The organism is Chryseobacterium pennae (assembly GCF_003385515.1).
In the GTDB taxonomy this organism is placed as follows: Bacteria; Bacteroidota; Bacteroidia; order Flavobacteriales; family Weeksellaceae; genus Chryseobacterium; species Chryseobacterium pennae.
Window position 1 is genome coordinate 140,366 of sequence record NZ_QNVT01000010.1, and the last position, 21,643, is coordinate 162,008.

Annotated in this window: 23 protein-coding genes and 1 riboswitch; of the genes, 9 read left to right on the plus strand and 14 right to left on the minus strand. The window is 35.5% G+C overall.

The annotated features are described in order from the left end of the window. Positions 1-61: 61 nt before the first annotated feature. The 3 genes from DRF65_RS12400 to DRF65_RS12410 all read left to right on the plus strand — a co-directional run bounded on the left by DRF65_RS12400 (position 62) and on the right by DRF65_RS12410 (position 2,159). Complete coding sequence (locus DRF65_RS12400; RefSeq protein ID WP_115971076.1) at positions 62-1,303, plus strand: MFS transporter; 1,242 nt, start codon at positions 62-64, stop codon at positions 1,301-1,303. 139 nt (positions 1,304-1,442) lie between these two features. Beyond that, the gene (locus tag DRF65_RS12405; RefSeq protein ID WP_115971077.1) at positions 1,443-1,628 is read left to right on the plus strand and encodes a hypothetical protein; all 186 of its coding nucleotides are present in this window, start codon (positions 1,443-1,445) and stop codon (positions 1,626-1,628) included. Between the two features lie 348 nt (positions 1,629-1,976). Further along, positions 1,977-2,159 carry a hypothetical protein gene (locus DRF65_RS12410; RefSeq protein WP_115971078.1) on the plus strand — a complete coding sequence of 61 codons (183 nt, stop codon included), beginning with the start codon at positions 1,977-1,979 and terminating at the stop codon, positions 2,157-2,159. A gap of 73 nt (positions 2,160-2,232) precedes the next feature. Here DRF65_RS12410 and DRF65_RS12415 read toward each other — a convergent pair whose 3' ends face one another. The 5 genes from DRF65_RS12415 to DRF65_RS12435 form a co-directional block, all read right to left on the minus strand. After that, positions 2,233-3,168: a YeiH family protein gene (locus tag DRF65_RS12415; RefSeq protein ID WP_115971079.1), complete on the minus strand. Its 936-nt coding sequence runs from the start codon at positions 3,166-3,168 to the stop codon at positions 2,233-2,235. Between the two features lie 333 nt (positions 3,169-3,501). Then, a complete protein-coding gene (locus DRF65_RS12420; RefSeq protein WP_115971080.1) occupies positions 3,502-4,377 on the minus strand; it encodes a LysR substrate-binding domain-containing protein in 876 nt (291 codons plus the stop codon). A 325-nt stretch (positions 4,378-4,702) separates the two neighbouring features. Then, a complete protein-coding gene (locus tag DRF65_RS12425) occupies positions 4,703-6,010 on the minus strand; it encodes a voltage-gated chloride channel family protein (protein WP_185148464.1) in 1,308 nt (435 codons plus the stop codon). A 31-nt stretch (positions 6,011-6,041) separates the two neighbouring features. Then, positions 6,042-6,109: riboswitch (Fluoride riboswitch) on the minus strand. Between the two features lie 243 nt (positions 6,110-6,352). Further along, complete coding sequence (locus DRF65_RS12430; RefSeq protein ID WP_115971081.1) at positions 6,353-7,189, minus strand: GLPGLI family protein; 837 nt, start codon at positions 7,187-7,189, stop codon at positions 6,353-6,355. A 168-nt stretch (positions 7,190-7,357) separates the two neighbouring features. Continuing rightward, positions 7,358-7,825 (minus strand): acyl-CoA thioesterase, encoded by a 468-nt coding sequence (locus DRF65_RS12435; protein WP_115971082.1) that lies wholly within the window; start codon positions 7,823-7,825, stop codon positions 7,358-7,360. 118 nt (positions 7,826-7,943) lie between these two features. Between DRF65_RS12435 and DRF65_RS12440 the strand changes: the two genes are divergently transcribed. Together DRF65_RS12440 and DRF65_RS12445 are read left to right on the plus strand one after the other, a co-directional pair. After that, on the plus strand, positions 7,944-8,297 hold the full coding sequence (locus DRF65_RS12440; protein WP_115971083.1) for an arsenate reductase family protein: 354 nt from the start codon (positions 7,944-7,946) through the stop codon (positions 8,295-8,297). A 124-nt stretch (positions 8,298-8,421) separates the two neighbouring features. Continuing rightward, entirely contained in the window at positions 8,422-8,610 is a 189-nt protein-coding gene (locus DRF65_RS12445; RefSeq protein ID WP_115971084.1) for a hypothetical protein, read from the plus strand. A gap of 110 nt (positions 8,611-8,720) precedes the next feature. Here the strand turns inward: DRF65_RS12445 and gcvT are convergent, their stop codons facing one another. Genes gcvT through idi form a run of 3 tightly spaced genes read right to left on the minus strand, consistent with a single transcriptional unit; the run spans position 8,721 to position 10,789 of the window. Then, positions 8,721-9,797: a glycine cleavage system aminomethyltransferase GcvT gene (gene gcvT / locus DRF65_RS12450; RefSeq protein WP_115971085.1), complete on the minus strand. Its 1,077-nt coding sequence runs from the start codon at positions 9,795-9,797 to the stop codon at positions 8,721-8,723. Positions 9,798-9,806: 9 nt separating this feature from the next. Beyond that, positions 9,807-10,277, minus strand: coding sequence for a hypothetical protein (locus DRF65_RS12455; protein WP_115971086.1), 471 nt, complete (start codon positions 10,275-10,277; stop codon positions 9,807-9,809). Positions 10,278-10,279: 2 nt separating this feature from the next. Further along, entirely contained in the window at positions 10,280-10,789 is a 510-nt protein-coding gene (idi, locus tag DRF65_RS12460; protein WP_115971087.1) for an isopentenyl-diphosphate Delta-isomerase, read from the minus strand. A 317-nt stretch (positions 10,790-11,106) separates the two neighbouring features. Here idi and DRF65_RS12465 point away from each other — a divergent pair, with 317 nt between their 5' ends. Next, complete coding sequence (locus tag DRF65_RS12465) at positions 11,107-11,517, plus strand: LNS2 domain-containing protein (protein ID WP_115971088.1); 411 nt, start codon at positions 11,107-11,109, stop codon at positions 11,515-11,517. Positions 11,518-11,602: 85 nt separating this feature from the next. Further along, entirely contained in the window at positions 11,603-12,562 is a 960-nt protein-coding gene (locus tag DRF65_RS12470; RefSeq protein ID WP_115971089.1) for a D-2-hydroxyacid dehydrogenase, read from the plus strand. A 74-nt stretch (positions 12,563-12,636) separates the two neighbouring features. Here DRF65_RS12470 and mscL read toward each other — a convergent pair whose 3' ends face one another. After that, complete coding sequence (gene mscL / locus DRF65_RS12475; RefSeq protein ID WP_115971090.1) at positions 12,637-13,017, minus strand: large conductance mechanosensitive channel protein MscL; 381 nt, start codon at positions 13,015-13,017, stop codon at positions 12,637-12,639. Between the two features lie 244 nt (positions 13,018-13,261). Between mscL and DRF65_RS12480 the strand changes: the two genes are divergently transcribed. Beyond that, positions 13,262-14,779, plus strand: coding sequence for an NAD(P)H-hydrate dehydratase (locus tag DRF65_RS12480; protein ID WP_115971091.1), 1,518 nt, complete (start codon positions 13,262-13,264; stop codon positions 14,777-14,779). 107 nt (positions 14,780-14,886) lie between these two features. Here DRF65_RS12480 and lgt read toward each other — a convergent pair whose 3' ends face one another. Both lgt and yidD read right to left on the minus strand, forming a co-directional pair. Next, positions 14,887-15,759, minus strand: a complete 873-nt coding sequence (gene lgt, locus DRF65_RS12485) for a prolipoprotein diacylglyceryl transferase (RefSeq protein WP_185148465.1) — start codon at positions 15,757-15,759, stop codon at positions 14,887-14,889. A gap of 421 nt (positions 15,760-16,180) precedes the next feature. Beyond that, positions 16,181-16,432 (minus strand): membrane protein insertion efficiency factor YidD, encoded by a 252-nt coding sequence (gene yidD / locus DRF65_RS12490; RefSeq protein ID WP_185018822.1) that lies wholly within the window; start codon positions 16,430-16,432, stop codon positions 16,181-16,183. Between the two features lie 101 nt (positions 16,433-16,533). Between yidD and DRF65_RS12495 the strand changes: the two genes are divergently transcribed. Beyond that, on the plus strand, positions 16,534-17,811 hold the full coding sequence (locus DRF65_RS12495; protein WP_115971092.1) for a replication-associated recombination protein A: 1,278 nt from the start codon (positions 16,534-16,536) through the stop codon (positions 17,809-17,811). Positions 17,812-17,859: 48 nt separating this feature from the next. Here the strand turns inward: DRF65_RS12495 and DRF65_RS12500 are convergent, their stop codons facing one another. The 3 genes from DRF65_RS12500 to DRF65_RS12510 all read right to left on the minus strand — a co-directional run bounded on the left by DRF65_RS12500 (position 17,860) and on the right by DRF65_RS12510 (position 21,428). Beyond that, positions 17,860-18,276 (minus strand): hypothetical protein, encoded by a 417-nt coding sequence (locus DRF65_RS12500; protein ID WP_115971093.1) that lies wholly within the window; start codon positions 18,274-18,276, stop codon positions 17,860-17,862. A 113-nt stretch (positions 18,277-18,389) separates the two neighbouring features. Next, positions 18,390-20,612: a DUF2339 domain-containing protein gene (locus DRF65_RS12505; RefSeq protein WP_115971094.1), complete on the minus strand. Its 2,223-nt coding sequence runs from the start codon at positions 20,610-20,612 to the stop codon at positions 18,390-18,392. A 108-nt stretch (positions 20,613-20,720) separates the two neighbouring features. Next, on the minus strand, positions 20,721-21,428 hold the full coding sequence (locus DRF65_RS12510; RefSeq protein WP_115971095.1) for a hypothetical protein: 708 nt from the start codon (positions 21,426-21,428) through the stop codon (positions 20,721-20,723). Positions 21,429-21,643 lie beyond the last annotated feature (215 nt).

Here is a 21,643-nt window from a genome sequence, read left to right on the forward strand (position 1 = left end):
GATATTTTATAAAAACCTTTCAAGAAATTGAAAGGTTTTTTATTTTTATCAAAACTTAACAATGCAAGAATTATCTCTGTCTTCAAAACTGAAGTACATTTTCTCTATTCCCGTTATTATTTCGGCGCTTGGCTATTTCGTAGATATCTATGACCTTCTCCTGTTTGGAATTGTAAGAATTCCCAGTTTAAAAGCTTTAGGGCTTAATCCGGACGCTGATGGAACCTTTATCCTGAACTGCCAGATGGTGGGGCTGCTTATTGGAGGTGTATTCTGGGGAATTTTCGGAGATAAGAAAGGAAGGCTTTCTGTACTTTTTGGATCAATTCTGGTCTATTCTTTGGCCAATATTGCCTGTGGCTTTTTACCTTATTTTCCAAAAGACCACTTAGTGTATCAATATGCGGGTTTAAGGTTTATAGCAGGGATTGGCTTGGCCGGAGAGCTTGGAGCGGGAATTACACTGGTTTCTGAAAGCCTGCCGAAGAATTTAAGGGCAATTGGTACCTCTGTAGTAGCCGGTTTTGGATTAATGGGAGCCGTAGTCGCACAATTAACAGTAGAATTAGCCGGCGGATGGAATATTTCCTACATCATTGGCGGAATCATGGGCATACTGCTGTTGCTGCTGAGAATAAGTGTTTCGGAATCCGGAATCTATAAAAATATTGAACATAAAAGTGTTTCTAAAGGTAATTTTCTGTCCTTTTTCACCAATAAAGAAAGGTTGGTAAGATACTTAAAATGTATTGCTATAGGATTGCCTACCTGGTATTGTATAGGGATTCTGGCTGTTTTAGCTAACCAATTTGCCCCAGAATTCGGAATTAAGGATCTTAGCCCGGGAAAAGCAATTATGTGGGCGTATGTAGGTATTTCTGTTGGTGATCTGATGAGCGGTTTTATTTCCCATGCTTTGAAGTCGCGTAAAATGGCCATATTCTACATGCTTCTTTTCACGTTAGTCGGGGTGGGAATTATGCTGTTCGGAAATACCAATACCGAGACGAAATATTATCTGTTCTGTGTATGGCTGGGCTTTGGTACAGGCTATTGGGCAATGTTTGTGACGCTGGCAGCAGAGCAGTTTGGAACCAATATCAGAAATACAGCAACCACCACGGTTCCAAATATGGTCAGAGGATTAGTGCCGGTAATGATCCTGGCTTTTGATTTCTTTAAAGAAAGTTTCTCAGTATTGGAAAGTGCAGCCATCGTAGGGGTAGTGGTATTTGGTTTGGCATTTTATTCTTCACTCACGATTTCCGAAACTCACGACAGAGATCTTGAGTTCACAGAATAATAAAATAGATGATATTTTATCTGTTTTTAAATATATGAAATTGAGTTAATTAACATTTTTTTATGTGATGAATAATTTTTATTTATTTAATTTTAAAAATGAACTAACAAAATATATGTTTAATTAAAACCAAATCATCATGTCACAAAACATTTTAAAAAATGCTAAAAAGCTGGAAAGAGATACTCTTAAAGATATTGCAGGAGGTATTGGTGGTGAAATCACTCCCGATCTTTCGAAATGTGACTGTAGCTGTACAGGTGCAGTGACGGGCCCGTCATATTGTATAAAATACAAAAGATGTCTGCAGGTAATAACCTGTTAAATGAAACATTATTACATATTAAAAACCTTTTGAGAAATCAAAAGGTTTTTTTAATTAAAACTTAAGAATAACTAAGGAAGCCTATATTTCTTAGATCATTATGTTTTTATATCAGGTTTACTCTCATTCATTTTTACTGCTATTTAAGCGTATCCCGGAAGCTTTATTTTACAACTATATTTAACTTGTTTAATAAATAAAGGAGGTATTTTATGTTTTTTAATGTATTAATTTGTTTGTAATCAGTATTTTATTTAAAAATATATTAAAAAAAGTTGCATGTAATTAATATTTGTTTAACTTTGGGAGTGAACTAAAACTATATTGTTTAATCAAAAACTAAATCACATGAATATTACTAAAAACGCTAAAAAGCTAAAAAAACATGATCTTAAAAGCATTACAGGAGGAGTAAGCGGTAAGCCGGATTTATCTCTTTGCGGCTGCAGTTGCTCAGGTGCTGTAACAGGTCCTGATTATTGCTCTATATATATGGGCTGTCTGCAGGTTTATACTTGCGGAGAAGTTTAAGAAACTGTTATCAATAAACATTTCCACATTTAATAGGCAGCACCCTCCTGATTTCAGAAGGGTGCTGCTGCTTTTAGTGAATAATGTAGAGTAGGCTTCCGATACTGATGGTCACCCAAAGCAGTACAGCTGTAAGTAATGGCTTAAAACCTATTGTCTTTAAAGTCTGGATGGAAAGGGTAGAACCGATAAAAAACAAAGTAAGATTCAGTCCTGATTTGGCAAAAGAAGTAATTGCACCACTGAATTGATCCATAACAGGAAAATAAGTATTCAGCAGAATAGCCAGGATGAAATATCCGATGAACCACGGAATTTTTATTTTTGAATCTTTACTTTTAAAAATAAACATGGTAATCAGAGAAACAGGAATGATCCATAAAGCGCGGGCTAATTTAACTGTAGTTGCAATTTTTAAAGCTTCATTACCATATTTACTGGCAGCACCTACCACAGAACTTGTATCATGGATTCCGACTGCACACCATAATCCAAACTGTTCCTGAGAGAGATTAAGGAGATGTCCCATGGCAGGATACACAAATAAAGCAATGGAATTTAACGTAAAAATAATAGCAAGTGCCAATGATATCTGCTTTGTACCGGGCTTAATAATGGGTGAAATTGCAGCGATGGCACTTCCTCCACAAATTGCAGTTCCTGCAGATAGAAGGTAGGAGAGAGGTCTTTCAAGTTTAAATACTTTTCCTAAAAAATATCCAAGAACCATTACAGTGATGATGCTTACAACCGTTAGCATTAATCCCGTTTTTCCGGCATGAAAGGCTTCGTCCAGTTTTAATCCGAAACCTAATCCGACAATAGAGATCTGTAATAACAGATGAATATATTGATGTAAATGTTTTTCAAATGGATTTCCCATAAAAACAGCCAGACCAAAACCTAATGCCAGGGCAATGGGAGAAGAAATGAATGGAGTAAGGCATAACATTGCCAATCCAATAAAAATTACTTTTCGTGTTCTTTCATTTTGAATGAAATCTTTCATAGTGCGAACTTTTAAAATCTGGTTCAAAATTCGGCAATATGTTATTATAAAGTAAATCGTATTTTGTTATATTGGATAACTATAAGTTATAAAAGATAAAAGATAAAAGATAAAAGATAAAAGATAAAAGATAAAAGATCTTGTCGTTAAACAACAATTCACCTATATATCCACACGGATATCAACATCAATAGGGGCAGGCTTTAGCCCGTCCATCTAAATAAATAAAATAAAGAAATTCCATTGGCTTTAGCCAAAACCTAAAAAATCAATGCGGTTTTATTCAAAATACTAAAGATAACAGAACTTGCTGTCCTGAATAGGGTAAGAAAATTACTCTGCAAACCTCAAAAAAAGCTCTATCAATTCAGATTGTTCTCCTTTTGGAAGAATAAAATGAAAATCTCTTTCAATGCTGAAGTTTTTAATGTCAATGACAGTAAGGATATTGTTTTTCAGTTCATTCAGAATAGTGCTGATAGAAAGGAAAGCCATACAATCTGAATGAAGAAGGTAATTTTTGATACTCTCACTGCTTCCCAGTTGGATGACGGTATTCAATTCACTGAGGTTAATTTCTTTCTCCTTTAGCCGGTTCTGTATAAATTCAAGCGTTCCGGAACCCTGTTCACGGAAAATAAGGTTGAGTTGGTACAGGTCTTTTACCTGTAAAGTTTTATGAGCCAAAAGGTGGTCAGATTTGGCTGCGAGAACAATTTCATCAGGTTTAAAAGTCTTATAATCAAAATAAGAAGATTGTGATTCACCCTCAATGATACCCAGATCAATTTTTTCTTCCTTTAAAAGAGTAGAAATAGCTTCTGTATTCCCTGTAAGAAGTTCTATTTTAATGTCTTTATAATAAGCATTAAACTTGGCAAGGATCTCAGGTAAAATATACTGAGCAACCGTTGTACTTGCTCCGATAATAAGTTTTCCTTTGTGTTGCTGGTTGATCTGGCTGATTTCAAACTCCAGATCACGGTAGATATTTCTGATTTTTTCAGCATATTCATATAGGATTTTACCACTTTGTGTCAGCTGTATGGAGGTCCCTTTTCTGTCAAATAATTTAGTGCTCAGCTGAACTTCAATTTCTTTGATGTGCTTGGTAACTGCGGGCTGTGAAATGTGAAGCTCCTCAGAAGCTTTAGTAAAACTCAGCCTGGAAGCTACGGTATGGAAAACTTTTAACCTGTAATCGAACATAGCGCAAAAGTACGGATTATAGTTATATTTTGGACAGGAGTGTTCGGGGATGAAAGGGTTTTAGGTTGAATGTATTATAGTGATGAGGGTTTAAAAGCGGAAAAATGGTTCAAGTTACTGGATAAGTGGAAAACCGTAGCAATTTATCCTCAAGATTATTTATATTTTCGGACACAGGAAAATTAAAAATTTTCAACAAGATAATGATTCTTTTTTTGCAGATTATATTAAAATACAAGTATCTGTGAAATCTGCAGGAAGCTAAATTATTACCCAAAATATTTGAGTAATATCCAATTTTATCAAAGGTGGAAAATCAAATCGCTTATAAGAAATCGGAAATAGATCTGTCCTGCTGGTTCTCATACCTCCTGTTTTTTGCTTCTCCGATCTTTTGTTTAGTATAAATGCTGTTATGTCCTGAAAGAAGATAAGAAACAACACAGGCGATGGCAACATACACTCCACACTCTACACCGAATAATTCAATTCCCATCAGCATACAGGCCAATGGTGTATTGGTAGCCCCGGCAAAAACGGCAACAAATCCCATTCCCGCCAATAAACCGAAAGGCAACGGAATAAACAGAGATAATGCACTGCCCAGCGTAGCTCCAATAAAAAATAATGGAGTTACTTCACCCCCTTTGAATCCTGCGGAGAGGGTAATAATGGTAAAAATCATTTTTAGAGCAAAATCATAAATTGGGAGTTGTTTCTCAAATGACTCTACAATTACGGGAACCCCCAGACCAATATATCGTGTAGTGCCCATGAGCAGAACGGCTAAAGCGATAACAGCTCCTCCGATAACTGGACGAAGTGGCGGATATTTAATTTTTGATTTAAAGACAGAACCTGCCCAATGAATAATTTTACTGAAAGCAGCTGCACAAACTCCAAAAGCAATTCCTGCTAAAATACTGTACAGGATTGGTAAAAACTCCAGTTTGGGAATGAAATCGATGTGATAGTGAGTGTGTTTTACACTCCAGAGGTTGGTGACCCAATCTGCAAGAATAGCTGAAGCAAAGGCCGGGAATATGGCATTATACCGTATTCTTCCCATCAAAAAAACTTCAAGTCCGAAGACAGCACCTGCCAAAGGTGTTCCGAAAACAGAACCGAATCCAGCAGCAATGGCAGAGATAATTAATATTTTCCTCTCACTTTTATCAAGTTTAAAAGGCTTGCTCAGCTGATCTGCCATAGCTCCAGCCATCTGAAGTGCTGTTCCTTCACGGCCGGCTGACCCTCCGAAAAGATGAGTAACAATGGTTCCAAGGTAAACAAAAGGGGCCATTTTGAACGGGATTATCTCCTTTGGATCATGGATGTTGTCGATCAGAAGATTATTTCCTGCTTCCACATCCTTCCCGAAATAATAATATAAAAGTCCGATCAGAAAACCGGCAACCGGAAGTAAGGCAATCAGCCATATATGACTTTCCCTGAAATTCGTAGCCCATTCCAATGATTGTAGAAATCCTGCAGATGCACTTCCTGCCATTGCTCCAATGATAATACTGATAAGTAACCATTTAAAAATATAAGGCAGCGCCGGAAATTTTCTGAAGAAAACCTGAGTGTGAAAAATTGCTTTTTTACCAAGTGTTCGTTGATTTTTTGACATCATAATCCTGATTAGTTATTCATTAATAATCTCTCAATCAGGCGTCATCAGCTTTTGTAAAGCGGTTGGGGAAGGAAGAACACCATTTCCTTTGGTATTGCAAATATAGGGATTAAAGTAAAAAGTAAAAAGTAAAAAGTACTTATTGCTAAACAACAATTATCCATACGGATATCAGTATCAATAGGAGCAGGCTTTAGCCCAAACTTAAAAAGATAACATGTCTTTAAAAACAAAAACTCCGGCAAAAATCAGAGTAAGATGTAACATGTTTATCGCAGTATTAAAACCAATAAAGAATATCTTGATTATTCGTGCCAGTATAGCTGATACTCATATTTATTACTTTGGATAATGCATAGCTTTATCGATCTCAATCGGATTGTTGTATTTCCTGATGACTTCCTGCATACTTTTGGTCTGGGTATTCAGTTCATCCACATTGTGAATCTCTTTTCCGTTGATATTAATTTTCAGATTGTTATTGGCTTTGTTGAAATTATTCCGTTCAAAAGCAAAAGGATCATTATAAAATTCCATGATCAGCTTATGTTTTTGCTTTTCATTGATCGGAATTGCTTTATTTCCAAAATTGGACTCCAGAAAGTCTTCAGTAGAGTAGAGTTCCGGAAGCTCCCTGCTTTTTACAAGATGATAGATGAAGTTTTTCCCTGCATCTGATACTTCAAAGATCAAACCTGGTAATCCGCGTAGCTTAAATGGCCCTTCATTAAATGGAATATCTTTACAGAACCATGCCGTCCAGTTTCTTCCTCCAAATTTTGTTGTCGCTTTTTGCAGGGTGTAACTTTCTACCTTTTTGGTTTCATCAGTGATTGTCCAATTGATTTTATCTGTAGTTTTAAATGAATAGTATCCGTTTTTTATATTGATGAAGTTTTCGTTGTCAAAAGAATTGATTTTTCTTTTCACTACTTGGCCGGTCATATCAGTATAACTTGAATTCATTCCGAATTTTTTATTCAGTGAATCCGTAGTAGCAAGACCTCTCCCGTAGAATTTAACTTCTTTCGGGGTAATATCCAGAATCATATTCAGCTTTTCATAGCCTGACTCAGTAGAATCCATTTTATACTGAAGTTCATAAATAAATCTGTGCATCTGAGCCTGAAAAAGAATGGTTAATAGGATGCAGATAATTGTTAGGCTGTTTTTCATATTATAGTTGTAATAGATTGATACTAAATTAGATAATTCTAATATATTGTACAATAATATGATGTGTAAAGTGTATTTTTGACTTATATATTACCTCTGGAGTTTATTTTATCAAGTACGAATCATTTTCGTAAACTGTACCTCTCATAACCTTTATCCTAAAAACTTCTATAAAAAAGGCTTCATTTCATCTTCTATCTGTGTTCTCAGTTCCATCAGACGTTTAGCGTACTGTTCTTTTTGTTTGTCTTCTTCCGTTTCAGGAATCCATTTAGGGACAGGAAGCTTTTTGCCATTTTCGTCTACAGCTACAAAAACGATGATGCAGTGGGTTTTTTTATCAAAAGTAGGCTGTTTCAGGTTCCGGGAAAAAACATTGATGGAAATATGCATACTGGAAGATCCCGTATAGATGACCTGAGCATCCACTTTTACCACTTCGCCGATTTTAATAGGTTCATAAAAGCGGATCCCTCCAACATAGACTGTCACAGAATAATTTCCACTCCAGGTGGTGGCACACGCATAGCCTGCCTGATCAATCCATTTCATAACGCTTCCTCCATGCACATTTCCACCATAATTCACATCTGATGGCTCCGAAATAAACTGAAAAGTAATAGGTTTGTTCTGCATTCTTATAAATTTTGAATAAAGTTATTTAATAATTTCCAAAGTTTTGGATTAAATCCTACTTTTGAAAGACTAAATAATAATGAAGCAGAATTTTAACAAATAACAGACAAAAATAACAATGAAGAAAGTATTTCACCTGAACACCTGCGATACCTGCAGAAAAATTTTAGCACAATTTAATCTTAAAGACTGGGAACTTCGCGAGATTAAGAAGGAACCGATTACCAAAGAAGAATTAGAGGAAATGCATAAACTGACAAAGTCATATGAGGCTTTATTCAGCAAAAAATCTACTCAGATCAAGTTGAGAGAGTTAGATGTAAAGACTTTGGGAGAAAAAGATTTTAAAGAATTGATCTTGGATCACTATACATTTTTAAAACGTCCTGTTTTTATGACGGATAAGGAAATTTTCGTTGGAAACGATAAAAATAATATAGAGGCTTTAAGAACATTCTTTAGAATGGAATAATAGAATTTCTCAATACCTACAGGTTCTAGCTCCGCTTGCGGAGCTAGTTTTTTTTATTTAAAATATTGGTAAATAGTATTTTAATGTTTTTATTCTTATATTTAAATAATCAAAAACTATTATTATGAATCAAAACATTTTTAAAGCCCAGAAACTTAACAGGCTAACATTAAAAGAAATTAAAGGTGGTGGAAAAGTTATCGTACCCAATTGTTTTACACTTTGTGGTGAAGCAGGAGGTGTAGTTTCAGGACATCCGGGAAGAGGAGATATGTGCACTCCGGACAGATCACTTTGCTGCTATTGCAGATAAGAATACAGAGATTGTAAATTTTACAGTCTCTTTTTTTTTTTTGGAATAGATGTTAAAAGAAAAGAGACTATCCGAAGACAGTCTCTTATCAGTATTATTTTTTAGAACAATTATACAAAAGGAGCTTTTACCACTTTTGCAGGAATATTCTTGTTTCTTACCTGGATAAAGATCTCAGAACCTAATTTGAAGTGAGGTTTGTCTACATAAGCAAGACCTAAACCTACTTTCTTCATTGGAGACTGTGTTCCGGAAGTTACTTTTCCGATAACATTTCCTTCAGCATCTACAACAGGGTAGTCATGTCTTGGAACTCCTTTATCTGTAAGTTCAAAAGCTACCAGTTTTCTGGTAACACCTTCTTCTTTCTGTTTAGCGAAAACTTCTTTAGAAACGAAATCTTTATCAAATTTTGTGATCCATCCTAAACCTGCTTCAATGGGAGAAGTAGTATCATCAATGTCGTTTCCGTAAAGACAGAATCCTTTTTCAAGTCTTAAAGTATCTCTGGAAGCCAATCCGCAAGGAACAATTCCTTCAGCTTCACCAGCCTTCATTATTTCATCCCAAAGTTGTTCAGCGTTTTCGTTTTTGAAATAGATTTCAAAACCTCCGCTTCCTGTATATCCTGTGTTAGAGATGATTACGTCGTTCACTCCTGCAACACTTCCTACTGTAAAATTATAGTAAGGAATTTCAGAAAGGGCTACGTCAGTAAGTTTTTGAAGAATTTCAGTAGCTTTAGGACCTTGAACTGCTAATAACGACATGTCATCAGATGCGTTGGTCATTTTTGCTCCGAAAGTATTGTATTTTGAGATATGGTTCCAGTCTTTATCAATATTGGAGGCGTTTACTACTACAAAATATTTGTCATCCTCCATTTTGTAAACGATAAGATCGTCCACAATTCCTCCGTTTTCGTTGGGAAGACATGAGTACTGAGCTTTTCCGTTTTCAAGAGTATCCACATTGTTAGTCGTTACAAATTGTAAAAGATCTTTAGATCCCGGACCTTCGATGAAAAACTGTCCCATGTGGGAAACATCAAACAATCCTGCCTTTTCTCTTACTGCAAAATGCTCTTCTGTTACTCCTGAATATTGTACAGGCATTTCAAAACCTGCGAAAGGTACGATCTTAGCTCCCAATGAAACATGTTTGTCGTACAAAGCTGTTTTCTTCATATTTAATTTTTATTTCTTTATTTTAAAACTGTTAAAAGTCTCATTAAATAGGGTCATATAGTTTCCGTTCCAGAATTTCTGGCCACAGTTTATGGTTACCAGATACAAGTCTTTATCCTTTTGAAAGGCTCTTGTAATCCAGAAAAGTTTTTCTTTTTCATCAAAATATTCGTAGAAATATTCTGTATATCCTTTTTTACCTCTGTTTTCCTTTACTTTTTTTTCTTCATCTTCCGATTTATAAAGGGCCAGAATGAATTTCTTCGTTTCAGCTTTGGGAAGATTCAGATCATGATATTCGGAAATGGTAATGGCTCCGATCTCATTGGTTGGGAAAATATTGATAATGTCACTGTCATTGGTAGATTTCCAGCCTTCAGGAACATTGATAGAGTAGTTGGCACTATCATAAGTAGTTGCCTTTTGAGCAAAAAACAGACTTCCTGATAGAATGGCAGAAAAGAGAAAGAGTTTTTTCATCGTTAAAAATGGTGTTTATATTCTTCAAGAATGATTTTGAACCATTCGGTGAAATGTTCAGGGTTTTCAGAAATTTCTTTATCCAGATCTTCAGGGGAAATAAATCTTACTTCTTCTACTTCCTCTTTATTCAGGTTAAAATCAGATTCATAGTTTCCAACAAAAACATGATCAAGTTCATGCTCCCAAAGACCACCGCCTACATCTGCTTTGTAAATAAAATTGAATTTTTCTGAAAGTTCAGCCTTTATTCCCAACTCTTCTTTTAATCTTCGTTGAGCTCCGGCCAGGTAAGTTTCCCCAATTCTGGGATGTGAACAGACTGCATTGGTCCATTGATTGGGAGAATGGTATTTTCCTGACGCCCTTTTCTGAAGCAGCATTTCGCCCTTAGTATTGAATAAAAATACAGAAAAAGCACGGTGTAACAGACCATTAACGTGAGCTTGCTGTTTTTCCATCAAGCCCAAAACCACATCATCAGGATTTACTAAAACTACAAATTCTTCCATTTCTACAAATGTAAGTGTAATAAATGTATTTTGGAAATTTTTAGGAAAACATTATATCTTTTGGATGATAGGAAAAGAGAATAAAAAAAGAAAATTTTAAATCATAAGTATGATTCACTAAAAGCCAAAATATTCTCTATTTCAATATCTAAACTAAAATTAAAAAAGAAAAATTTTAACCATAAGTCATTAAATCATGAATAAAATGTTTATATTATTTATTAAATAACGATTTTTATAGTAAAATTTTAACTTAAACCAAGATTAATATAGCTAATGGTTATAAAATCCGTAACTTTGTTACTCAAATTTTCGTGATGGAATTAGAATACGTAGAACACATCAGTCCTATTCTTAAGGATGGAGTAAAAAATTATTTAATCGATATAGACGGAACCATTACGGATGACGTTCCTAATGAGGAACCCGAAAGAATGGTTACCTGTGAGCCATATCCTGATGCTTTGGAAACCATTAATAAATGGTATGACGAAGGACATCAGATCTGTTTCTTTACCTCAAGAACCGAAAACCTGAAGCAAGTCACAATTGATTGGCTGGATAAGCATGGGTTCAAGTACCACAGTGTACTTTGTGGAAAACCAAGAGGAGGAAATTATCACTGGATAGACAATCATTTGGTAAGAGCTACAAGATACAAAGGAAGGTTTACTGACCTGGTAGAAAAGCAGGTAACCATTGAAGTGTTCAAAGAAGACGAAGAATAAAATAATATAACGGAAGATTTAAAAATTGAATGGAGTGTATCCTTTAATTTTTAAATCTTTCAACTTTTAAAACATAGCTGTATTTATGAAAGTTTTAGCAAATGACGGCCTGGATCAATCTGGAATTGATGCATTAACAGAAAAGGGATTCGAGGTGATTACTGCAAAAGTTCCACAGGAGCTTTTAGTAGATTATATTAACGAGCACGAAGTTCGTACTTTATTGGTAAGAAGTGCTACACAGGTGAGGAAAGATATTATTGATGGTTGCCCATCCCTCGAAATTATCGGAAGAGGTGGGGTAGGAATGGATAATATTGATGTAGACTATGCAAGAGAAAAAGGAATTCATGTCATCAATACACCGGCAGCTTCTTCAGAATCTGTGGCTGAGCTTGTTTTTGCTCACTTATTTTCCGGAGCGAGATTTCTTCAGGATTCTAACAGAAAAATGCCTTTGGTAGGAGATACAGAGTTTGCAGGTCTTAAAAAAGCATATGCAGCAGGGATTGAATTGAGAGGAAAGACCATCGGTATCATCGGAATGGGAAGAATAGGTCAGGAAGTGGCAAGAATAGCTCTTGGACTTGGGATGAGAGTGGTTGCAGCAGATAATAATGTAGGAAGAGCAAGTATTAAAGTGAAATTCTACAATAATCAGTTCATCAACGTAGATATAGAAACAGAACCTTTACAGGAAGTGTTGAAGCATTCAGACTTTATTACCCTTCACGTTCCGGCTCAGAAAGACGGATATATGATTGGTAAGAATGAGTTTGAAATCATGAAAGATGGAGTAGCTATCGTTAACTGTTCCAGAGGAGGAGTTATTGATGAAGCTGCTTTAATTGAAGTGTTGGATTCCGGTAAAGTGAGATTTGCTGGCCTTGATGTTTTCATTAATGAACCGACACCTTCTAAAGAGATTCTTAACCATTCTAAAATCTCCCTTACGCCACACACAGGTGCTTCCACACTTGAGGCTCAGGATAGAATCGGGCTTTCTCTGGCAGATCAGATTTCAAGCATTCTGCAGATTCAGTAATTGAAGCTATCAGATAAAACAAAAGCACCTTCATCAAGAAGGTGCTTTTATATTTTAAACCGCTAGGGAACGGATTATATATTATTTTTGCTTTTCAGTAAATCTCTGATTTCAGCTAATAACTTTTGATCATCTGTAGGTCCTGTAGGGGCTGGAGCATCTTTCTTATTAACTTTATTAGCTCCTTTAATGATAAAGAAAAGAACCATAGCAATACACAGAAAGCTAATGACGGCAGAAAGGAAATTCCCATACGCAACACCATTCCAGGTAAGTTTAGCGATATTTTCTGCACCTGCTGCTTTAAGCGCAGGGTTTAAGATCAGAGGAGTAATAACGTCTTCCACTAAAGACGAAACAATTTTACCAAATGCTGCTCCAATGATTACACCGACAGCAAGATCGAGAACATTTCCTTTAAAGGCAAACTCTTTAAATTCCTTAACAAATCCCATAATTTATATTTTTTAATTAGTATATACACAAAAATATAATTAAAAAATGTAAAAAACACTACTTTTTATCGTTTTTTATTCTGAAAAAGCGGACTTTTATCCTAAATCCATAGTATCTGATTTAATAGAAATTGTAACTTTATCCTTATATTTTATCTCATTAATGATGTCCCTGTATTTTTGTTATCTGGGCTTTATCATAATGAAATATCTTTTATAATTTATTTAAAAGTCAGATTTACCTATGAAGATCTTCACTGCTGAACAAATCCGTAGCTGGGACCGGTTTACCATTTCCCGTGAGCCAATATCTTCCATTCAATTGATGGAGAGGGCTTCAATGACGGTGGCTAATTGGATATCCGAACATTGTAAAACCCATAGAAAGACAGTTTTACTTTGTGGCAACGGTAATAATGGTGGTGATGGTTTGGCAGTAGCAAGAATACTTTATCTGAAAGGATTTGATGTAGAGGTATTTGTTAAAGATCCAAAGGGTAAATTCTCAGAAGATGCCTCGGTGAATATTAAAAGGATAGAAGATATTTCAGGAATCTCTGTCCGGACCTTCAGTCAGATTACTCAATATAAGTTTGATGATGAAACTGTTATTATTGACGCGCTCTTTGGAACTGGATTGTCCAGACCTTTGGAAGGAGAATATAAAGAACTTGTTGATCAGATCAATAAAAAAGATCATATCAAAATAGCTATAGATGTTCCCTCTGGAATGTCTGCTGACAGGCTCATTGGTGGTGATTCTGTTATCTTGAAAACTGATTATACACTTACTTTTCAGTCCTGGAAGCGAAGTTTTCTTCATCCGGAAACCGGAAAGTATACCGGAAAAGTAATCGTTCTGAATATTGATTTAAATAAAGAATATGCTGAAGTAACTGAAACGAATTATTTCGCAACTGATGATCACTTTGCCGGATCCCTTTTTATACCCAGAAATGAATTTGCTCATAAAGGGAGTTATGGTAAAGCGGTAATTGTTGGTGGAAGCTATGGGAAGATCGGTGCAGCAGTCTTGGCTACAAAATCGGCCTTGAAAACAGGAGCAGGACTTACTTTTACATTAGCTCCTCAATGTGGATATGAAGTCTTGCAGACTTCCTGTCCTGAAGCTATGTTTATAGAAGGAGGGGAGCAATATATTAAAGATTTTGATATTGATAAAGGAGCAGTTATAGGAATTGGTCCCGGCTTGGGAACACATGCAGATACTCAAAAGGGACTTTTGAAGTTTCTGAAAGATAATCAGGCTCCATTAGTATTGGATGCCGATGCATTGAATATTATTTCTGAAGATAAGAAAAACCTTCAGTTAATTCCCAAAAGATCAATTATCACTCCTCATCCCAAAGAATTCGAAAGGTTATTTGGTCCAACAGAAAACTCCTTTGAACGATTGGAACTGGCAAGAAAAAAAGCTGAAGAACTTGGTGTTTATATTGTATTAAAAGATCATCATACGCAAGTAATTACTCCTGATGGGAAAGTTTACTATAATCTGACCGGAAATGCGGGACTTGCCAAGGGAGGAAGCGGTGATATTCTGACCGGTATTTTAACTTCACTATTAGCTCAGCGGTATTCGGAAAAAAATGCCTGTATTCTGGGAGTCTGGCTGCATGGAAAAGCCGCAGATCTTGCAGCTGAAAAACATTCAAAAGAGTCTATGCTTCCTACAGATGTCATTGATGAGTTAGGAAATGTTTTTATTGATTTAAATAGAAAAAAAATGAGAATTTTATGATTGTAGGGAAGGCTAAGTACATAAATCAGTAAACGTAAAAAAGGCAAATCTGTAATTAACAAATTTGCCTTTTTATATTTTAAGCCAAGATTAACCAGCTATTCTTTTCATTCCGGTTTCTCGTTTTCTACCTCCGTAATTTTAAATTTCCTGGAAACGATCATAATGATCACTCCGGCAAGCATAAAAGGAATAGAAAGAACCTGTCCCGTGTTTAGTCCTCCGATCTGAATGAATTCATCACCTTGTGGTTCTTTTAGGAATTCTACAAAGAATCTGATGGCCCACAGGATGATAAAGAATAATCCAAATAGCCATCCCTGCTGATATTTTTTATTTGTTTTTCTGTAAAGAATCCATAATAAAATGAATAATGCAACATATCCTACTGCTTCGAATAACTGACTTGGGTAACGCGGTACCGTAAGTCCATATTCACTGCTCTGTTGTGGGAAAAGTAATGCAAAAGGAGAATTGGGGTCAGCAGGTTTTCCTACGATCTCAGAATTGAAGAAGTTCCCCATTCTTACAAATGCACCACCTAAAGCTACTACAATCCCTAATCTGTCATATACCCAGAAAGGGTTTTTCCTGATAACCTTATATGAGTAATAAAGAGTGGTAAGAATCAGTGCAATAGTTGCTCCGTGACTTGCCAATCCTGAAAATCCTGTGAATTTGATCCCATTTTTGGTGCTGATCGGTAAAAATACACTCCAGAAATCCTCCTTAAACAGTTCTGGCTGATAGAAGATAACATGTCCTAATCTAGCTCCAAGAATAGTTCCTATCAATGTCCATGTGAAAAGCGGCTCCAGATATTTCTGGTTAATATTATCAATTTTAAAGATTCTTGTCATTAAAATATATCCGAAACCAAAGGCCAGTACGAACATTAAGCTATAAAAGTGCAGGGTAAATATGCCGATATTGATCCCTTTTGACGGATCCCATATTTTAAAAGAAGTTTTAAGCTCCACTTTATCAGAATCAGAAATAGGTTTTGCAGACTTTACCGCATATTTGAATGTGGTGATATTATCTTTGGAAGGAGGAGTGTTGATCAGTTTAAAATGTTTATCAAAAAACTGATATTGTGAATCTTTGAATCTTGTAAGTGCTGAAGCGTTGTAGCTGTAGTACGCAGGCTCAAAATTAGATTCGTTAAGGATGACCAGCACATTATCTTTTATCCCTCTGTCTGGAAAAGCGCTAAGATCTCCCAGTTCTGTAGTGGAATAGATTTTTACAGGAACATTATTTCCATTGATGTCTAAAGCTCCGTCAGATAGACCTCCAGGGTATTCCTGTGCAAAAAGGCACTGGGTAACCAATGCAAATATGACAAGGTAAATTCTGAAAAAAATATTACTCATTTTTCTATTGATTTAATAGTTTGTTTTATTGATGTTTATGCTTAGGGGGAACAGGGTCGTAGCCGCTTCCTCCCCATGGGTGGCATCTTAAAATTCGCCTGAACCCCATCCAGAAACCCTTAAATACACCATGAACCTGCAAGGACTCTACCATATAATGAGAGCAGGTAGGTTCGTAACGGCAATTTTTAGGAAGTAGGGGCGAGATGAACCACTGGTAAAATTTGATCAAAATTACCAAAGGAAATGTAATGATTTTATTGAATGTAAGTTTCAAAACAATGCAAAAATAGGGTAAAAAAATGAAAATTAGTTTAATTTTGTTAGAAGTTTCAGAGCGTAGAAATCTGAAATATTGATCTTAAAAAATAAAATACTTTGAATCAAAATATTCCATTAGCTGAGAAATTAAGACCTAAAACCCTGGATGAGGTGCTGGGGCAGGAACATCTTACTGGCGAGAAAGGAACGATCAGAAAAATGATCGAAAATAATTCCCTGAATTCCCTGATACTTTGGGGGCCTCCGGGAACAGGCAAGACTACACTGGCAGAGATTATTTCTGAGAGTTCCGGGAGAAAATTTTATAAACTTTCAGCGGTGTCTTCGGGAGTAAAAGATGTTCGTGATGTAATTGATGATGCTAAAAAGCAGAATTTATTTTCCGGAAAATCACCTATTTTGTTTATTGATGAGATTCACCGTTTTAATAAGTCCCAGCAGGATTCCCTGTTGCATGCAGTAGAAAAAGGCTGGATCGTTTTAATAGGAGCTACTACAGAAAATCCGAGCTTTGAAGTGGTCTCTGCTTTATTATCAAGAAGTCAGGTGTATATCCTGAAAGCACTAAGTTATGAAAAGCTTGAAGAACTTATCGATATCGCTTCTGAAAGATATAATAAAGATGAACGCTCAGACTTTAAAATTCTTGAAAAAGAGGCACTGATACAATATTCAGGAGGTGATGCCCGAAAGCTGATCAATTCTGTAGAACTGGTTTTGAATCAGTATAAAAATACAGAGACCAAAGAGATTATCAATTCAGATGTGCTGGAAGTTCTTCAGGAAACCATGGCATTGTATGATAAGAATGGTGAGCAGCATTATGATATTATCTCTGCCTTTATCAAATCCATGCGTGGGGGAGATCCTAACGGAGCTGTTTATTGGCTGGCGAGAATGATTGCCGGAGGAGAAGATATTAAGTTTATAGCAAGAAGAATGCTTATTCTGGCGGCAGAAGATATCGGGTTGGCAAATCCTAATGCGCTGGTTATTGCCAATAACTGTTTTCAGGCTATCAATGTGATTGGAAATCCCGAAGCGAGAATTATTTTAAGCGAGACGGCTGTATATCTGGCTGTTTCTCCAAAGAGTAACTCTGCGTATATGGCAATTAATGAAGCGTTAGCGTTGGTAAAACAAACCGGTAATCTTCCTGTACCACTTCATTTAAGAAACGCTCCTACCAAACTGATGAAAGATCTTGATTATGGAAAAGAATATAAATATGCTCATTCCTATGAAGGAAATTTTGTAGAGCAGGACTTCCTTCCTCAGGAAATCAGGGATGTGAAACTGTATGAACCCGGAAATAATTCAACAGAAAAGAAAATCTATGAAGAACTGAAGAAAAAGTGGGGAAAGAAATATTAAATAAAAAAGGATAGAACTCTTAGTCTATCCTTTTTTTATGGTGAAAAATTATTTCGTATGAATATATAGAGTTGGTTTCCCGTTGTACTCTTTTATCTTAGATGTTGCAGGAACCTCCGTGCTTATCATAGTTGATGAATCAGTAAATTTAAAATCATCAATAAAAACAGGATTATTGGCAGGAAGGTCTTTTTGTTTATTGAGAGATGCTAATGTTATCTTACTTAATTTTACGCCATCCAGAGATTTATACTCAGTAACTCCGTTGGTGAAAACAGAACTGAATTTTTTCAGGTTGGCAGGAAGTTCAGATCCGCTATTGTAGACTTTTACAACCTGCATACTGGTGCCTTTCGAGTTGAACAGGGCTTCTGTTCCAATCATATTATCAGCAATAGCAAGCTTTTGCTGTGCAAACAATGTTGCAGATGACAGTATTAAAAAAGAGTAGAGTAATTTTTTCATAATCAGAATATGTAACTGTTAAAAACGTGATAAATATAGTTATTTTTTACAAAATGTGAATTAAATATTGGAATGTTTTAAATTTTATTTAGAAATAAAAACTTTTAATCTAATTATAAATCCTGATTTTCTTCTTTTTTTTCTTTTGTATCGACCATATTTTTGATGATATTCTTAAAGCGCTGAAAAGTAAAGGAACTTAACAGCAGAATAATCCCAAGAGCAATAAACGCGCTGATTCTTGAAATATTATCCATTTGCCATACATCATAGGCGTATAGCTTCAATACCATTATACCAATAAGAGTAAAACCGATCTTATTGTATTCCTGAATATTTCTTTTTAATCCCATATAAATAAAAATACTGGCAAGTATCGTCCAGATGATTGGAAGATAAAGAATGTTAAAATGATTTTTTACAGCATATGAATCGGCAATATCCTTAGAGACTGTCAATACATATAGATGATGAAGCTCACAGCTAACCGAAATAATGAGTGTGAGGGCAATAAACCAATATGATATTTTCGATTGATGGAATCCTGTAGCGGGAACAATTTTTAAGCATACATATATAAAAGGTATCCATTGAAGCAGATGCCATAAATAAAATCCACTCTGAAGTTCTTTTGAAAGGATATCTTTCACAACTGATGAGGTGGAAGCAGAAATGTTAATTATAATAAGGAAAAAGAACAGATAGATCAGTGCGGTCTGAAAATCATTGGGAATATTAAGTTTATTTCTGAAAACTAATAGGATGAAAATATAACAGATACTGTATAGTAATCCTACACTGCTTATTACCGCCAAAGACATGTGACTGATATGATAAATAATTTCCAGAAGGAATGCAGTATAAATAACTCCATAACTTGCTATTGTAATAAGGTCTTCAAAAAAGGTATTGGCTTCTGTTTCTTTCCGGTTGTTTTTCAGTAAATATAAATTAATACCAGTTGAAACGATGGTCACTAGGCTGGTTAAAAATACAGGATTGAATATAATGGCGAGATTGTCTGTATTGAAATATTCACACCACGTAATAATCTGTGCAAAAATAACCATTGGGAAAAGAACATGAAAACATGTTTTAAATATTGTATGACCGGTTTTTTTCCATATGAATAGGAGTAAAGTAGCTTCTATAGCCCAGACACTTGTGATAAGATGTGCTTTAAACTGTAAAGCAACTGCTATTGTAATGAGGCTGATTGTTATCCCGGCAAAAACAGAAAAAGAAGTGCCAAAATTCCTTTTTCCATATTCTCTTAAGAAAAGGATTGCATTTACCACAGCAAAAATGAGTGGGAAGATGATGACAGGTTCGTATTGTAATTCATTGAAAATATATGTTAGTCCTATAATGCTTGAGCCGTTAACCAGAGCAAGCATTAAAATATCAGGAACAGAAAGTTCACTTTTCCTGAAATAATTGTGAAGGGCAAAAATGTAAAAAATAATATAACTGATGAGGTAGAAAGTAATGCTTAACAGTTGAGGCAAGTCAGCAGTCCAGTAAAAAAGATAGAGGCTGGTGAAAATATAAGCTGTCCATCCCACACTTTTCCAGTGCTGAAGAAAAGCGGCTGCAAGCATTCCAAGGTTTAATAAACTGAGGTAGGTGAAGAGAAACAGATAATTGCTTTCTCCTGTACTGATCATGAGAGGAGCGGCAAAACCGCCTATTAATGAAAAGATGATCAGAACCTCACTTCTGTAATAGTAGGATAGAATGATAGAAACGGCGGTAATCACCGAAGTGATGATAAAGGCCATATTCTGACTGAAAAGATGATATTCCCGAAAGGCGATAGTGGTTGTAAAATACAGGACGGCAATTCCGCCTCCGGTAATAATAGAGGCAAATGTTTTGTAGTTTTTTCTAAGGAAATGCCCTAGAACTATGATTCCGCCTCCGATGCAAAGGCCAATTCCTGCTCTTGCAGTTTCTCCGATCCAGTTTTTATCAATGGCATATTTTACAAAATAACCAATTCCGAGAACGAGGGTGAAAATACCAATAACGGTAAGAATATTCTGCTTTAAAAATTCAAATACAGGATGTAACCAATCTTTTTGAATTACCGGAGGTTGTTCTGTGTTTTCATCAGGAATGACAGCTTCTCTGTGAGATTCGACTGGTATTTGTGATTCAATAATGGTGTCTTCGATATGGGAAATCCCCTGACTGGTCTCAGGTTGTAGTATTTTTTTATTGATTTTTGAACTAAGGTCTGATACCTCTTTTTCAAGTTTCCGGATTTTAGTATTCAGGTTGTTGAAAATAATGGCAATTACTACAATAAGGATAACCGCAATATACTCATTCATTATATAGTTTTTATCAAATATAAAGAATTTTAAAATGGTGTTTAAAAATTAACCCACCGCAATAGAGGCGATGGGCTAACGGTATAGATAACTAACAATATGTTTATATTAATTGGATACTTTGTAAATATAGAATGAAGCAACACTGGAACCTGCAATTGATAGATCTAAAACATTGTTTCCTGTGAGACCGAAGCTGATTTTGTCTCCATTTTGGAAGGAGTATAGTGAATTGATACTGGCGTCAGACATGGTTAACTTGGCTACAAGTAAATCAAGACCTGAAAATGGACGGGTGTCAATAATTGTGCCTACACCATTTCTGGTTCTTGCGATCCCGATGCCATAACCGTTTACAAGAAGATTTGCTTGTAATCCGGTTCCGTAACGGAATGAATATCCTACCATGTAAACTCCTGTAGATGGAACGATGAAAGAGCCGTCTGAATCGGAAAACATACTTGCGGATCCTATTGTTCTTTCAACTGCTTGGAAATTAACAGGTTTGAAATCTGCTGGAAAAAGAGTAACGTTTACAAGGCTAATGCCAGTTATTTTTTTAGCCGCAAACATTCCTGAATTGACATTAGAAGCTCCTATTAACAATTGTGGATCCATGGCAAATACTTCTGTGCCTGCATTATCCTGAACTAAAAGCTGGTATCCGGGTACTGTAGTAGCGGTTGGTGTATTTCGAACTCTCATATTTCCATTAATATCTAATGTTGCCGTTGGGGTTGTGGTATTAATTCCTACTTGTGAAAATAATGGCAGTGCTGCACATGCCAGTATTAGGCTGTAAAGTTTAGTTTTCATGATCAAGATTTTTACTTAGTTGCAAACAAAGATACAATAAATATACATTTTATATTATGAAATTTTCATTATTAATATAAATATGATGTAATATATTTAAACGTATGTTTGTGTTTTAGAATATATTATTACATATTTTAATTACGGGTTGTTTTTATTTTATTTATTTAAGTGAGTGTTTGTGAGGGGTTTGAAAAAATAAATTATCCCTGTTG